The sequence below is a fragment of the Thorsellia anophelis DSM 18579 genome (assembly GCF_900111395.1).
GTDB lineage: Bacteria > Pseudomonadota > Gammaproteobacteria > Enterobacterales > Thorselliaceae > Thorsellia > Thorsellia anophelis.
On sequence record NZ_FOHV01000025.1, the window covers coordinates 1 to 16897 of the forward strand.

The 16897-nt window shown below is 34.3% G+C and carries 13 protein-coding genes; 7 read left to right on the top strand and 6 right to left on the bottom strand.

The genetic code is table 11. From position 1 onward, the window contains the following. Positions 1-226, bottom strand: a 226-nt coding sequence (locus BMW37_RS11585) for a helix-turn-helix domain-containing protein (RefSeq protein ID WP_143047645.1), incomplete at its 3' end; no start/stop codon positions are given. Between the two features lie 118 nt (positions 227-344). Between BMW37_RS11585 and BMW37_RS15815 the strand changes: the two genes are divergently transcribed. From BMW37_RS15815 to BMW37_RS11605, 4 genes are all read left to right on the top strand, one after another. Further along, positions 345-860, top strand: coding sequence for a DUF6708 domain-containing protein (locus tag BMW37_RS15815; RefSeq protein ID WP_093321258.1), 516 nt, complete (start codon positions 345-347; stop codon positions 858-860). 181 nt (positions 861-1041) lie between these two features. Further along, positions 1042-1251 carry a PAAR domain-containing protein gene (locus BMW37_RS11595; protein ID WP_093321260.1) on the top strand — a complete coding sequence of 70 codons (210 nt, stop codon included), beginning with the start codon at positions 1042-1044 and terminating at the stop codon, positions 1249-1251. Between the two features lie 8 nt (positions 1252-1259). Next, positions 1260-1820, top strand: coding sequence for a lysozyme (locus tag BMW37_RS11600; protein ID WP_093321263.1), 561 nt, complete (start codon positions 1260-1262; stop codon positions 1818-1820). A 16-nt stretch (positions 1821-1836) separates the two neighbouring features. Beyond that, complete coding sequence (locus BMW37_RS11605) at positions 1837-3099, top strand: hypothetical protein (RefSeq protein ID WP_093321266.1); 1263 nt, start codon at positions 1837-1839, stop codon at positions 3097-3099. Between the two features lie 643 nt (positions 3100-3742). Here the strand turns inward: BMW37_RS11605 and BMW37_RS11610 are convergent. From BMW37_RS11610 to BMW37_RS11625, 4 genes are all read right to left on the bottom strand, one after another. Beyond that, positions 3743-5020 (bottom strand): hypothetical protein, encoded by a 1278-nt coding sequence (locus BMW37_RS11610; protein ID WP_093321268.1) that lies wholly within the window; start codon positions 5018-5020, stop codon positions 3743-3745. 13 nt (positions 5021-5033) lie between these two features. Continuing rightward, positions 5034-5414, bottom strand: a complete 381-nt coding sequence (locus BMW37_RS11615; protein ID WP_177168657.1) for a lysozyme — start codon at positions 5412-5414, stop codon at positions 5034-5036. Between the two features lie 130 nt (positions 5415-5544). Beyond that, positions 5545-6579, bottom strand: coding sequence for an FAD:protein FMN transferase (locus BMW37_RS11620; RefSeq protein ID WP_093321274.1), 1035 nt, complete (start codon positions 6577-6579; stop codon positions 5545-5547). Positions 6580-7030: 451 nt separating this feature from the next. After that, the gene (locus tag BMW37_RS11625; protein WP_093321277.1) at positions 7031-9814 is read right to left on the bottom strand and encodes a flavocytochrome c; all 2784 of its coding nucleotides are present in this window, start codon (positions 9812-9814) and stop codon (positions 7031-7033) included. A gap of 811 nt (positions 9815-10625) precedes the next feature. Between BMW37_RS11625 and BMW37_RS11630 the strand changes: the two genes are divergently transcribed. Both BMW37_RS11630 and BMW37_RS11635 read left to right on the top strand, forming a co-directional pair. Further along, entirely contained in the window at positions 10626-12110 is a 1485-nt protein-coding gene (locus tag BMW37_RS11630; RefSeq protein WP_093321279.1) for an anion permease, read from the top strand. Positions 12111-12235: 125 nt separating this feature from the next. Continuing rightward, the gene (locus BMW37_RS11635; RefSeq protein WP_093321282.1) at positions 12236-13885 is read left to right on the top strand and encodes a fumarate hydratase; all 1650 of its coding nucleotides are present in this window, start codon (positions 12236-12238) and stop codon (positions 13883-13885) included. Between the two features lie 1288 nt (positions 13886-15173). Here the strand turns inward: BMW37_RS11635 and BMW37_RS14970 are convergent. After that, on the bottom strand, positions 15174-15338 hold the full coding sequence (locus BMW37_RS14970; protein ID WP_143047647.1) for a transposase: 165 nt from the start codon (positions 15336-15338) through the stop codon (positions 15174-15176). Positions 15339-15712: 374 nt separating this feature from the next. Here BMW37_RS14970 and BMW37_RS11640 point away from each other — a divergent pair, with 374 nt between their 5' ends. Next, the gene (locus BMW37_RS11640; RefSeq protein ID WP_177168658.1) at positions 15713-16747 is read left to right on the top strand and encodes a CorA family divalent cation transporter; all 1035 of its coding nucleotides are present in this window, start codon (positions 15713-15715) and stop codon (positions 16745-16747) included. Positions 16748-16897 lie beyond the last annotated feature (150 nt).

The following is a 16897-nucleotide window of genomic DNA, read 5'->3' on the forward strand; positions in this document are numbered from 1 at the left end:
CAACTGTCAATTTTACGTGTTTATGCTTATCTTTATGACGTTGTAAGGCTTTGCTATTTGCTTGCTTATAACGATACCCTCGGTGTCCTTTATTACGGTTTACTTCTCTGCTGATTGTACTTTGTGAACGCTCAAGATCTTTTGCTATTTGTGATATAGAAATTTCTTTTTTTAATGCAGTATTGATATAATGCCTTTCTTCAAGACTCAGGTGATTGTAGCTCATTGTGTAGCCCTCTGCTTAGTTTAGTCGCTTAGCATTATATCTCTGAGTCTTGATCTTTTCGACCCTCAATTAATGCCATGCGACTCACAGCGGCTATGCACTTATTATACGAATCCACGTGATATCATTTTTCATTTTACTCACTTTAGGTTTATTTCAACTAAAACTCTATATCAAGCACCCCCGTGAAATTCCCATCCGTCTCAACCGAAAGCGTCAAAAAATCTATGTCTATCAATTTAATAGAAAATACAATCCTTATGCAAAATGGACGACCACTGTCAAAGTGTATGATTGGCAAGATGTGTATGGGGTGATTACAGCGCGTGTCGGACGGTATGATCAAGGGTATCGTTTAACGTGTGTGGCGTGCAAACAGGGTACAAAAGAAGTGATCGATAAATTTGTCTTGGTGGGGACAATCGGCAATATCAAGCAACTGAGTGAAACATGGAATTTTTGTTGCCGTTATATGCTCGGCATGAAAGCCCCTGACACGCCGTATTTCACTGGTAACCCGACTACATCAGAGGATCCTGTACGACTTGCAAAACTCATTAAATGGCCACTGGAGATTGATATCGAATCGTGCACCGCGCCACCGCCCAAATGCAGGCGCAATGAAATGCAATAATTACAGCAAGAAGCGCAACCATAACCGGAAGATTAATTCGCTATAGCATCATTAAATAGTGATATATTTATTGCAAAAGGAAGAGAATAAATACACGTGTATTTTTTCTTTAAGAGGCTTTAGTATAGCAGGCTGAACACTGAACAAATTATTTTGAGTCTAACAAGTATTGGAGTGGAGGATGAAAGGTTTAATTCGATTGGAAGATAAGCTGTCGCAGGGTGGAGTAGCTGTCTCAGTGTCATCTAATGAGAATGTGTTGGGGCGTGAAATTGCATTAGTGGGTGACTGGGGGATCTTAGCAAAGCACCTCTCACCTGTAAGGGGCATATCAATCAAACAGAAGAGAATGGGTATCAAGGTAAAAAAATTGAACGAAGAGATGATTTAAACGATCCGTTGGAAATATTAATTGAAGGCTATGAAACAACCTTTAATCAAATACGAACAAGTCAATCAGATGACGATAGAACACCATCAAAAGAGTTAAGAATATCTGAGAAAGGAATTGAGTTTATCAAATCGTGGGAAGCACTAAAACTGAAAGCTTATAATGATTCTAAAGGATTTTGCACGATCGGCTATGGTCATTTAATTGAACGTAATTCATGTGAAAATATTACTATTCCAATTGAATTTCAGGGGGGAGTTATTCAAGCTAAGGCGGATTTAATGTTCGCCAGCGATTTAGCACCAGTTGAGAAAGTAGTCCAAAATCTTGATATTCCTCTTTATCAATATGAATATGTTGCTTTAGCTAGTTTACTTTTTAATACTGGTAAAAATTTCTTTGTTGAGAATGGAGCCCCTAAAATGTATAAATACTTACAATCAAAAGATTATGATTTAGTCGCTAATGAGTTTTTAGATATCACAAATCAAGGTGATAAGGGCTTAGTCAGACGTAGAAAAGCAGAATATAATATTTTTACTAAGGATGAATATATAAATAATAAATAATTTTTAAAGGATCTATATGAAACGGATAAAAAACTTAATCATCATGTTCTCTATTATTTCTCCATTTTCACAGTCTGCGGAATTATTTCATTTTGATAAAATCACAAAAAAGGGCAATTTTGCTAATGAGTATGTCGATATGGAATCATTACGCAATATTTTTTCTACAATAGATATTTCTTTGTCTGATCATCAATTCAAAATGGGAAATTTTTGTGAATTTGATTATGTGGCAAAACAAATGACTGACGTTGAATATTATGGCAGTGATCGTAGTGCAATAATCAGTGGTGGAGAACTAGCTAAATTTGGGTTTGACTTCAAAGAAAATTCGAGTGTGCTCGTACCCTCATCACCGCACTGCAATCTGTTTAATCACCCCCCACTACTATTTAACGATAATGTTGTATTTTTTTATGATGATTTCTACGTCAGCTACCATAAAATATCCGCTAATTCAGCAAATAATACATTAGATTCGAATAAGGGTGTGGCTGTTGGACCATCCTATCCATACCTCTGTTACTATAATTTATATAATTATATGATTTATAAAGAGGATTGTAGAAACCTTTCCTTAAAATCTGAGTTATTAACGTCGCTTTCCAGTAAAAACAGTCATCTTGTTTATTCTCTTGTCCAAATTCCAAAACAAAAAAATAATCAATTAGAAAGGCTACTGCTTATAAAACAAGATGGGTTAAATTTTCCTGAAGATTTCCCTCAAAGTTTTCCACAAAAAATACTCGATTTTTCACCTAATGGATTTGAGTATGCGTATAAAATGGAGGGGGATCGGTTTACGCTGATTTTTAATACACCCAATAATCATGAATTTAAACAAATCTGGCAGTTTGATGGCAAACAAATTTATTTAAATGATAGGGTTATTCCGCAAACAGACGAACAGAACGCACTTTTAATTGGATTTGATTATAATGTCAAAAATAATCAATTGTGTTATGAGTCAGCTGTGGAGGGGGCTTTTTATACGCATGAAATAACTTGTGTAGCAAAAAATACTCTTTCAGAATCATATAAATCCTTGATCCAAGAATTAAATCAGTCAAAAAATAAAATAAACTTTTTATCTGAAATTGAGCCGAATAAAAACGAAACGGTAAAATGTAATGACAGTGGGTGTTTAGACATCCAATACCGCTGGGAAGGTAATATGACCCTAGAGGTTAGTGTGAGTTGGAGTGGTGGAGAGGATATTTATCGATTCACTCAGCAAGGTGAATATACGACTACTGAAAAAATCAATATGGCTGATTAACTTTATCATTATTTATTTTGCAAGATGATTCAGCTTATTGGTTCGATTAATTATTCTGAATCATTTAACTTTGTACTGGTCAAGTTTTTTTGTAGGGTTTTTTAGCCTGTTTTTAATAATTCTCTTCTTTTTTGTAATGGCGTCATGTAGCCAATTACAGAGTTGATCCTGCTGTAATTATAATATCTGATATATCATCTTGCAGCGTCAGTGTTTGAAATGTCATTTCCTAATAAATTACTTGTAATGTACTCAATGTTAATTGAATTCGCCAAATAACATTTTAACAAACACCCTAAAAGGTTTGCTAAAGGGAAAACTAGAAGCTTTTCACGAATCACACAGGTGACGCTAAATCCTGTTTCGAAATTGGATAATAAAAAATAATAGCACAAAGCTTAAAATTTTGTGACAATAGTGTTGACATCTGCCGCAATACGCTGTGAATATTCGTAACTTCAATAGCAACCTATTGATATCATGTTGTTGAAATGCTATTTTTTGTATGTTATGACCGGTTATTTTTGTTTCATTTTACTAGTATCAAGAAATAATTCATGAACAATGAGTTGAATTTTAATTGTATTAAGTCAATGCCTTAGAGTGAACTTCCCCTGCTTTTTTGTATGAATTAACTAAAGAGCTAATCTGGATAATTTATCTCTTTGATAGATGTTTCTCCATTTTTTTCAATGAATTCATATGTATCTATGCCGCCATCCCAGCTGACACGAATCATTAAATGAGCTTTATTTATCCATTTATAATCAATACTAATACAGCCTGATTCTGTACACGGAATTTCTTCATCTTTCCCTTGGGTCAATTGTTTTAAAAAATTAACAGGAGTTTCTGATTTTGAATTACGTTTTACAAAAAGGTTGTAGCTTTGCATGAAATCTTGTCGATACCTGCATGTCCGTGACCATGAATAACTTTCGATATCAAATGGAGTATTAATGCATGAAATAGCATCTTCATTCTGTGAAAAATTAATTGAGATTTGGGTAACTTTCTTTCCTGCAGGATGAGTCATAAGTTCATCATTAACATAAATATTTTCACCATCAAATTGCCATTTATCTAAAATGGTATTATCTTGTGATAAAGCTACCGCGGTAAATTTTTCATCTTCAATAAAGAAATCTAAAGATTTATTACCTGGAATTAATTCAAAAATATTTTTAAATTGTGAATATTTTTTTTCGAAAATAATTTCATATTTTTCTATAGGGTTATTTTCTTGCTCAGGTAGGTTAAAGACAGAGTAGATTTGCTCATCTTTCGGAATATATAATGTCCTAACTAGCTTCGGTGTTAGTTGTAACTCCTTACACGCGCTACGCGTCATTTCGCGATATAAATTAAAATAACATAAGTAAGGATACTGGTGTGGAAGGACTTCAATTTTTTTATCAAAGACTTGAGTTGGTGCTTCTGAACTTTGTACATAACTTACCTTATAAGCATCATAAGAAAAGATTAATTTATTCTCAAAATGATAAAAAAAGCTTAATGGCTTTAACAAACTCGTTGGGCAAGTTGTGTTATTCCAATCGGCGAATACTACGGGTACTCCATTTTCCACATTCAAATTAAAGTGTTCAAAATTTTGAATCCATTTAGTGTAATACTCATCCGAATAGCGTTTCTCTTGTACAAGCTCATCTGTAGATAATTGAGTAAAATATTTCATTTTAGTACCGTAGTGGTAAAAACATTGTTCGTTTATAAATATCTGTTCTGGGGTGATCCTTAATGGATGTTGTATGAAGAAATCCATGATTGGTTCTATATCTATATATTCATTACTAATATCGGCAGTTTTAATCATTTTCTCAAACCGCCAAAATGACTCCTCAGCCCAGGTGTGCGGCATTAAAAAAAAGAGTATTAAAAATGTGATTTTTTTTAATGACATGTTCTGAACTTCCTTAGTTGTTCTCATAGTGATTTTTAGTAAAAATATTAAATTCAGCTTGTCGACGCCTTTTCAAACCTTTATCTCCTCCATTTGTAATATCTAAAAACTCAGGAGCCGCGTTTTCGTAATCACCTGCTTTTAATGCTTTAACTAAATTTGGTGTATTGTTAAATCCAGATGTCTCCATATTATAACTAAGGTTGGTTAACGCATAAAACTCATGCTGATATAGTTGTACACCAAGCGCTCGAACAGCTTCTTCAAACCGAACAATATCTTCTTTAAATAAATCATCAGCTGCTTCTATATCAAATAAATTATTTCCATCCTCATCTTTCTCAGCAAATTCCTCTGGTATTTCAATTAAGTTACACGATTTTTTTGTTATCAAATGCCCCCCCAACCAATTGTACAATAACCTTCTGAATCATTGTAGGGTTTTAACTCAAGAGCTTCATAAGATTTGATAAAAGCTTCGCCTTTAGGTGAGGTGGATAGTGACTAAAATACCCAATCAATAATTAGGTAAAGGTATGAATATGATAGGAAGTATCTAATAATTTAAAATGAGATAAGTTTGATTGGCTCAAATAAATTTTTTCATCTCGAGTAACGAATATGGCATCGATACCATTTAAAGTTTGGATAACTTTAATCCCTTCTTGTGCACCTAAGCCAAACAAAATTGTAGACCAAATTTCACCATCAATAGAGGAATTAGAGAATACAGTTACACTCAACAAATCATTTTCAACTGGATAACCTGTTTGGCTGCATAAGATATGGTGGTAAAGCTTATTATTAAGGTGGAAATAACGTTCATATACACCGGAGGTGACCACTGACTGATTAAAAATACAAAAAGTACCTATAAACTCAGATTCAGTAAATGGTTTTTTTAGACCGATAGACCAACCATCAAAATGATTATCTGTTTTTGCAATATCGCTGCAATTATGTGAATTAACTTTATGATAGGTCATATCATTTGGACTTAGGGTATGAATATTTCCTCCTAAGTTTATTAACATATAAGCTATACCATTATCGATAGCATATTCTCTAACAATGTCAGCAATAAAGCCTTTTGCAATTGCACCTAAGTCAATTTCCATCCTAGGTTTAGCTAAAAAAATAGAATTTTCATCATCATCTAAAATCACGTCAAATGGAGAAATAAGAGATAACTTTTCTTGAATATCTTTCTGCAATGGTAAGTTTTGTCCTTTAAAGCCTATTTTCCATAATTTGACTAATGGGCCAATGGCGAGGTTAAATAAGCTATTGGGTAAAATACTCGCATTTTTTGCTTGCTTTACCAGTGCATAGATATCCTTATCAACTTTAATAGGGCCAACGCCAGCATTGCTGTTGACCATCATAATTTGTGAATTAAGCCGATTTACTGTCAGCACATTCTCATAGTGTTTAATAATCCTAAAGATGTTTTTAATAAGTACTTTTTCATCAGAAAATGTTTTTATTTGTATTGTAGAACCCATCATCTGAGATTCGAAAGTATATAGGCAAGAATTGGAAGGAGTGGTATTTTTCATTAATCACCTAAAGGTTGATTCTCGTATTTTAGGGAAGTGGGACGAAAATGTTAACAGAACAGTAGGGTGGACATAGTTTACTAATTATAAACATCCTAGTACATCTAAGCAAGCTAGCACGAACCTTTCGTAGCGTGATTCTTTAGTATGCTAAATTTCATAGGAATTTATTTTCCTCATGTGATACCACCCTCTCATTAAATTTTCAAATAGCATCTAACCGTTATTTGATGTGTGGCAGCGGATACAGGAGAAAATTCTTTTGATAATTTAGTTTTCATTTTGGCCATTTAAGTTATAGATATTTAAATAGATCACCATTTAGTCTCTATCAAAAGATTTATTCTGTATTTCAAAATAGTGATGTCTTTTAAATAATGAACCGAGGCTTAAAGTGTCAAAAATGAAAGTGATATCAAGATTAATATCACTTTCAAATAAAGATGATGACTTAGCGTTTGTTTTGCGCATAAATAGCGGCTTGACGACCAGCTTTGATACCAAAAATAACGATATCAGCTACAGCGTTCCCGCCAATTCGGTTAGCACCATGAATCCCACCAGTAACTTCACCCGCTGCCCACACACCACGAATTGGTCTACGGTTTGTTTTCAATACAGTCGCATCAGTATCAATAGTCACACCACCCATAGTATGATGAATACCTGGGGCGATAAGAATCGCATAAAATGGACCTTTTTCGATTGGAACACGCAAAGCAGTTGCTCTACCAAATTCTTCATCATGCTGAATTGAAACAGCTTGATTAAATTTATCGATAGTGGGCTGAAGTGCTTTAATGTCAATATTGATCTTTTTAGCTAACGCCTCTAATGTAGGTGCTTGCTGCACAAAACCTTGCTCAATATATTCGTCTGCTGCTTTATTATTTGATCTAATTTGGTCATCAAATAGAATCCAAGCTGTTTTTTCAGGTAATTCAATAATAGCAGCAGATACTTTATCGCGGGTTTCCATTTCATTATAGAAACGGCGACCTGCTTGACTGACTAAAATGGCTCCACCACCACGTATTGATTCTGAAATTAAGTATGAAGTTGTTTGCTCTACAGTAGGATGAATTTGAATCTCTTTCAGATCGACCACACCAGAACCTAATTTTTGAAGTAAACTAATTCCAGAGCCATTAGCACCTTTATGATTAGTTGTAACAAAACCATCAAGCTCTGGTCGATATTCTAAAACCATTTTCTTATTAGCGCTAAATCCACCTGTTGCAACTACGATACTTTTTGCTTTAATAATGGTCTGTTCATTGTATTCGTCTTCGACACGTACACCACATATTTCATTATTTTCAGTTAAAATTTCAATTACCTTAGTATCTAGCAATACTTCAATTTGTCTAGAAACAATATTTTTAACTAAACCACTAATTAGATACCCTCCTACAGCTGAACGATCACCCGGTCTGTGCGTCCTATCAATACTCATCCCGCCTGTAATGGTGATGTCGCATAATTCAATGCCGTGATCTGCAAGCCATTCAATTGCAAGAGGGGCTGAATCAACAAAACTTCTTAAAAGCTCTTGATCATTTTTAAATTGGCCACCTTTTAAGGATTCGTCAAAGAAAAGCTGTGCATTATCATCTATACCTTTTAGTTTTTGATAAATTGTCCCAGCAGCATTCATACCAACGGAAGCTTTTACGGTGTTACCACCAATTGTTGGCATTTGTTCAATAATGACAACATTTGCACCTTCATCGTGAGCTTGAATGGCAGCAGATAAACCTGCGCCACCACTTCCAATTACAACGACATCATAGACAACCCCTTCATTAGGGTTACCACCTGTTGAGATGATATGATCTTTGCTAGAGGTGGTTAATGCACGTGAAACAGCTTTTTTTAAGGCTTCGCTTTGCGCGGTAGCGCCTGCTATGGCATCAACATATGGACTATTGGCTACCAGCATGCGAGTTCGTAATTCTTCAAAGGTAGTAGTAAAATCAACATCAAGTGAGTCATCTACTGTCATAGTAATATCTGTAATTCTATCAGTGGATAATTCAACATTAATTTTGAGTTTTTGAGCCTCTAATTCAATTTTTTCTTGATAAACACCTACTTTATAATTACGAGTTGTAGGTTGAACTTCTCTTATCATCGCATCTACAAGAGAAAATCTCCAAAGTGGCTCAGGCACTTTAAGTGCAATTCTTTGGTTATAATCCATTGATAAATCAAGCTCTTCATTTTGAGTGATTTTATCTGCCCAATCAGGATGAGCGATGCAAGCTTTTCCTGCAGCAACTAAGTCATAGCCAAGATCTAATGCTTGTTCTACATCTGCGGTATTTACTACACTACCTACACCAATAACTGGCACTTTAGCAAGCGCTTCAGAACGAGACTTTATGAATTTGGTTATAAGCGGAGTCATATCCTCTGTATTCACTATTGAGGAACGTTTATAATGTCCCATAGAAAAATGGACGTAATCGAGGCCTTGTGCTGCTAATTTTTCCAACAAGAACATAGTATCATCAAATCGTATTCCAGGAACTTCAATCTCTTCAGGAGAAAAACGATATCCGATGATAAAGTTATCATTAGCCGAACGTTCAGCCATTTTATGAGTAATATCTAAAATTGCCATTGGGAAGGTGGCTCTTTTCTCTCTATCGCCTCCCCATTTATCTTCTCTGCGATTTGAATGAGGTGAGAAAAACTGCTGGATTAAATAGGTATTTGCACCATGAATTTCAACACCATCGTAGCCTGCTTTGATAGCACGATTGACGGCATCACCAAACTTAGTAACCATCATATCAATTTCTGATGCGGTTAGTTCGATTGGGGTTGTTGCTCCTTCACGAGGGGCTGCAACCGCACTTGGTGCTACAGGAGTTTTGCCTCCAATGAGCTCTGGTTCAACCATTCTCCCGCCATGATAAATCTGCAAAATAGCTTTAGAACCTTTTGACTTAATTGCTTTTGCAATTCTTGCAAGACCAGGTATCATTTTGTCATTATCAATTGCTAATGCGCCTGGAAATGCAGGTCCTTTATTATCAATATAGCAACACTCTACAATAATTGCACCTATAGTACCTGCTCGCTCGCTATAGTATGAGATAAGATCATCAGTTACAGAGCCGTCATAAAATCCTGAGCTAGTTGTCATAGGGGCCATTACTAAACGGTTTTTTAGTAATGCACCTCTTGGTAATTTTATTGGTTCAAACGCTAAGTTTTGTATATTCATCTGGTTGTTCTCCGAAAAAGGAGGGACTTAATAAAGTATTATAAAATCCCTTATCTGATCAGTTGGTTTAAGTTATCCATCGTTATTTCACCATCCTGAAGTTTAATTCATACTAAGATTTTAGCTAAAAAAGGCATAGTTAAAGTGTTTTTTCCCATCCATGTTATCGCTCAATCTAGTCATACAAGTTTTGATAAATTGAGTTAGGTTAAATTCTGTAAGAAAATAAAAATAGCTATAATTATCATATTAATTTTACCTTGTTTTGGATTTAAATTTAATTAAATTATTACAGTTTTTGATATAAGTCATATATCATTTTAATTTAATTTATCAAATTGATTAGTCATTAAATGGCATTAAGCAAAAAATCTAAAATTCTTTAAGTGAAGGCAAAGTAATATACAGTGAAAGTAACTTAAAAATGTTAAAAGGCTTAGGTTTCTGATTGTTCACTCTGGTAGCATATAATAAACACTTATGTAAAAAAAAAGAATGCAACTTGATTAATATCAACTTTTCATTTGTTCTGTATATTTCAAATTGATTCTAATTAATGGAAGCGATAAGATTAAATAAAACAGTTTTTAGCTGTTAATACATTTTAAGTGATCCTAATTTGTTAATTCAGTTAATGTGAATTTATTTTTAAGTATATTTAAAAATAAACATTAATGTAACATTTTTTATTTTGGGTTGGTTGAATGGTTTTTTTTTTTTGTATTAAAATAATAATTAATGTGTTTTATGCTAAATGCATCTTAAATCACATTATCTTTCTTTTAACAATAACTTTAATTAGGTCTCAATCATGAACACTACCATGGATAAACCTAGAGTTTCTATTAAGAAACTTATAATGCTTTTACTACCAGTGATAGTCGCGATATTAATCGCTCTATTGCCTGTGCCTGATGGGTTATCACCACATTCATGGTACTTTTTTGCCATTTTTGTAGGCGTAATTGTTGGACTTATATTTGAACCTCTGCCTGGAGCTGTAATTGGTTTAACTGGTATCGTCGCGATTGCGATGTTAAATCAATGGGTTTTATTTAGCCCTGAAGAGCTAGCAGATCCTAAATTTAAAGCTACTGGTGAAGCGTTTAAGTGGGCTGTGAGTGGATTTGGTAATTCAACAGTTTGGTTAATTTTCGGTGCATTTATGTTTGCAGCTGGATATGATAAAACTCAGTTTGGTCGCAGATTAGCATTAATTTTGGTAAAGCATTTAGGTAAACGAAGTTTAACATTAGGATATGCCATTGCTTTTTCTGATCTATTACTTGCACCATTTACACCTTCAAATACGGCAAGAAGTGGTGGTACTATTTATCCAATCATAGCAAACTTGCCACCTTTATATGGTTCTAAACCTAATGATCCAAGTGCTCGTAAAATTGGTTCTTACTTAATGTGGGTAGCTATTGCGACCACCTGTGTGACAAGTTCGATGTTTTTGTCTGCTTTAGCACCCAATCTATTAGCATTAGCGATTGTTGATAGCGTAGTAGGATTTAAAATATCTTGGGGACAGTGGTTTTTGGCATTTTTACCCTTAGGTGTCATTTTGTTATTAGCAGTACCGCTATTAGCTTACTGGCTATACCCACCAGAAGTAAAAGTCAATGCTGATGTACCAAAGTGGGCAAGTAAAGAATTAGAGAAATTAGGTCGTTTAACACGTAATGAAATTTTATTACTAATATTTGTTTGTTCAGCCTTATTTATGTGGATTTTTGCAACAGCTTGGATTGAACCTGCAATGGCAGCTTTATTTGTTATTGTTTTAATGCTGTGGACAGGCGTTTTGAATTGGAATGATATTATTTCAAATAAGCCTGCTTGGAATACTTTTGCTTGGTTTGCTACATTGGTTGCATTAGCCGGTGGGTTATCACGTGTTGGTTTCATAACATGGTTAGGTAAAGAAGGCGCAATTATTTTAGAGGGCGTAAATCCTCAAGTTGCAACCATTGCGATAATTCTTGCATTTTATCTATTGCACTATTTATTTGCGAGTACTACCGCACATACAACCGCATTATTACCTGCATTTTTGACTATAGCTATTTCTTTGCCAGGTATTAATATAGAAGTCTTCTCATTGATGATGGTAACTTCGTTAGGTTTAATGGGGATTATTACACCATATGGTACAGGACCGAGCCCTATTTATTATGGCAGTGGATTTTTACCAACTAAGGATTATTGGAGACTTGGAACTATCTTTGGATTAATCTTCCTCGTAGGCTTGTTTGTTATCGCATATCCTTGGATGCTATTGGTCATTTAAATATAAAAAACTTAAAAGGGTTATTTTTATAGATAACCCTTTTTTATTTTCAACACAGCATTACTCAGTTCCTGCAATAAGGCATGTTTTAGATTGTCAGGTAGAACTAGCTAGGAGTTTTCAACATGAATACTAAGCCCTTTATATATAAAGAACCATTTCCTCTTGCAAAAGATAATACAGAATATTACTTATTGACAAAAGAGCATGTCAGCATTGATGAATTCAATGGTCAGAAAATTTTGAAGGTGGAACCAGAAGCTTTAAGTTTGCTATCTGCACAAGCATTTTATGATGCATCATTTATGTTAAGAGTAGCCCATCAAAAGCAAGTCGCATCAATATTGATGGATTCAGAAGCAAGTGATAATGACAAATACGTTGCATTACAGTTTTTAAGAAATTCTGAAATCGCGGCAAAAGGTATTTTGCCTACTTGTCAAGATACTGGTACTGCAATCATTATGGGGAAAAAAGGGCAAAATGTTTGGACTGGTGGAAATGATGAAGAGGCGCTTTCTAGAGGCATTTATAAAACGTTTACTGAAAATAACTTGAGGTATTCACAAAATGCTCCACTGACAATGTATAACGAAGTGAATACTGGCACTAATTTACCTGCTCAAATCGATCTTTATGCAACTGATGGGAATGAATATCATTTTTTGTGCATTGCTAAAGGCGGAGGATCAGCAAATAAAACATTTTTATATCAAGAAACAAAAGCACTTCTCACCCCTGCAACATTAAAAAATTATTTATTGGATAAAATGAAGTCTATAGGAACCTCAGCTTGTCCCCCTTATCATATAGCTTTCGTTATTGGCGGAACCTCTGCTGAATCAACATTAAAAGTGGTTAAATTAGCTTCAACTCATTATTACGATACTTTGCCGACTACTGGAAATGAGCATGGTCAAGCATTTAGAGATAAAGAACTTGAAGCTGAGTTACTTCAAGAAGCTCAGAAATTAGGGTTAGGAGCACAGTTTGGTGGTAAATATTTTGCTCATGATATCCGTGTGATACGACTACCAAGACATGGCGCATCTTGTCCGATTGGTATGGGGGTTTCATGTTCAGCAGATAGGAATATTAAAGCAAAAATAAATGCTGAAGGTGTCTGGATTGAAAAATTAGAATCTAATCCTGGTAAATATATTCCAGATGAGTTACGTAATGACAATGAGCATGGTGAAATTAATATTGATTTAAACTTACCGATGAAAGAGATCTTGAATAAAATTTCTCAATACCCAGTAGGAACAAGATTATCATTGACAGGAACCATTATTGTAGCTCGGGATATTGCTCACGCAAAACTTAAAGAGCGCATAGATGCAGGTGAAGAATTGCCTGATTATGTAAAAAATCATCCAATTTATTATGCGGGTCCTGCAAAAACACCAGCTGGATACGCATCAGGTTCACTTGGTCCTACTACTGCTGGTAGAATGGATTCATATGTAGATTTATTACAATCCCATGGCGCAAGTTTAGTGATGCTTGCAAAGGGAAATCGTAGTAAGCAAGTGACAGATGCTTGCCATAAACATGGTGGTTTTTATTTAGGCAGCATTGGTGGCCCCGCAGCTGTATTGGCTCAACAAAGCATTAAAAAACTTGAATGCGTTGAATATCCTGAATTGGGAATGGAAGCGATTTGGAAAATTGAAGTTGAAAAGTTTCCTGCATTCATTCTTGTGGATGATAAAGGTAATGATTTTTATACACAAATTCTTGATAAGAAATGTAATGGCTGCGCGATTAATTAATCAACCTAATTGATTTAGTTAGTGACGAAAACAAACTGTTTTTTTTAAACAGTTTGTTTTCTAGCTAGATTTTAATCAAGCAAGAAGTTTGGCATAGGGGGTATTGAAGTGTCAGAACTAAAGTTTACGATATTTATATATGCTGGAATTATAGAGTATTAATTTGTAAGTAAAAATACTAGCGCTAGAGTTAAAATTTAATTTTCGACGCAATGGCTCAAAAAAATGCTAGTGGCGTAGTATGATTTTGAATTTAAATGTTTTTTAATTCTATCTTTACTGTGAAGCATTCTCTAATTTTGACTGTTTTGCCATAATGGTTACTCTCCTTAATTTTAAGCTAAATTTAAATAAGCCTAGCGGTAAGAATAAATATCAGGACGCTTCAAACATAATTGGAGTCTTTCTTCTTAATTATATTTTAAATTTAGGTATAGCGCTTTGTGGTGAAATACTAAAATGCATGCTTAAGCGGTACAAATTTCAATTTTTATCAACAGTGTGTAAAACTTTGCCCTTTAGGGCAGAGAGGTAAGCACGGACTGCCTCGCAGCCCTTTTGGTAATTAGTGAGGTGTACGTTGCTGTTCAATATACTGAATACAGACGTACAACAGTAATAGGCTCACCGCCACCCGCAAAGTAACTTGGTGACCAGAATGCGCCCCCCCCACATATATGGACTTTTTTCCAATTGGCAAGAAAAAAATGAGATTGTTAACAAAATTCATATACTTCCATATATTCGGCTTCTTTGTAGGCTATTTTAGCCTGAGCACAGGATGAAATTCGCACATGAGGTCTTATCAATGTAACGGCTTTATTTCTAGGGAGCCTTAGGCTTAAACAGATTTCTCTCATGTCGGTTCGACCAGTTAATCATCATATCTTTTTATGCGCAATCTGTTGGATTGTCTTTGATATTTACTTTTTTTCTATAGCAAAAAACTTCACTTCTTTTAATTTTATCTTAGTCGTGGTGACCTAAGGTTGCTACGAATATGAACCCTGCGGGAGCATTTGCTTTATCGCGCGTCATTTAGGCCGCTTTCTTCTAGCTTTTTACTGTTTTCATCCAGTTGTTCTAGTCATGCCTTTTGAAGAGCAAGCGCTTCTTTTAAAACGCCTGGTATGTGTGATTCTAGTGCTAATGCTTCGCTTATGAGTTTATATGCATGCGCTCTTCCTAGATTTGCCTGGTATCCAAATTCACTTAATAATCCTCTGATGATATTAATACAAGCAGTACGTGCTCTAACGTAATTTTATCGCATCTTATGAATAGCAAGTTAGCCTTGCTGGGTCTCATTTTTCACCCTAACAAATTTCATATGAGGTCTACCAACTGCTTCACAGATAGCCTCGGCATCACGCATAACATTCTTATTACCAACCATGTAAGCTTTTACTTTCTGTGGTGCTATCAATTTTACTTCATGACCTAACTTTATCAATTCTCAAGCCCAATAGTGAGCTGTTCCACACGCTTCTAATCCAATCAGGCAGGGTTCATAGTCACTGAAAAATTTTAATACTTCTGCACGTCTTAATTTAGACATCTCTGTAAAGCAAGAACCCACCGAAGTGACTCATTTAAGTAATTGAAGGTCCACAGTAAGGATCCCCTTGCTTTAGCAGTGGGAGGATGTCAAGTATAAGTAATGAAATTTCAATAGTTAATGTTATTAATTTAAATCTTAAAAGTCTCTTTAAAACAAAAGGGTTTATGTAATCATAATTCACTATATTCTAGAACTGATAGCATTAGTATTGCAAATTCGTATAATAGATATAAATTACACTGTATAACGAAATGAGAATATTCAAAATGCTAAATAAGCCTATAGTTGCATTTAATTTAAGCAATTCAGAGTACATTAAGCAAGTAACATCGGTGCATGATGTTAATGAAATGCTCAAAAGCAAAAAAATACCTGAGCCGGTATGGATTAATATTAATGCTAATCGCTATAAAATAGGAAAAAGCGAAATTACTAAACAATTAGATTTTTTGAATGCAGCACAAAAAAATTTCTTAGCAAGTAACTGTGACAAATCAAAGCTAATTAGATTTACTGATGGCTTAGTCATTTATTTAAAGTACCATACAGTTAGCACATCACAAAAGCAGGAAGACCCTAAAATAGATCGATATGTTTTGATTCGGATTTTAATCAAAAAAACAATGATTATTTCACTTACTGAATTTGAAGGTGATAATCAATCTTTTTCAGATTTTAATTTAGAATCAGCAATGTTTGATGATTTACAGAGAATTATTGTGGAAGATGACCAAGATATTGAAGTAGGAGATTGGTTAATTACACTACTTAAATCATTAACGGACAGATTCAGCCAGGACATTAATTACTTACATGACCAAATACTGGATATTGAAAATAAACTACTTGAAAGTAATTTGCATGATAGAACAGAATTAATCTTAATTAGAAAACAATTGACGCTAACACGTCGGTATTTAGTACCTATCACTGAACTTGTTTTTCGATTGGCGACAGAAAAACTTAGTTGGTTAGAAGGAGATCATCATAAACACTTGCATGAACAAAGTGAAGCACTAAGAAGGGAGCTAGAAGAAATTGATCTTTGCATTAGCCGCACAGCAATAATATCTGAAGAATTGAATAATCTTTTATCTGATTCAATGAATAAAAGATTATATGTAATGTCAATTATTACGGTAATTTTTATGCCTGCAACATTAATTACAGGTCTTTTCGGTATAAATCTAGGCGGGATACCAGGTGCAGATAGCGCAATTGCATTTGCTATTTTTTCTATTGCATTGATACTATTATTGATTTTTATTGTATTGATTTTAAAGAGGAAGAGGTGGTTTTGATTACCGTACGATCTAACTGCAATTTTACTTTAAGTATAGTATTTACTAATGTTAAGCACTGAATCTTGATGGTACATATTACTAAATTCCATACAAACCTATAAGGATAGTCTGCCATCTATATAACGGTTGAAATGGTATGTTTTTTTG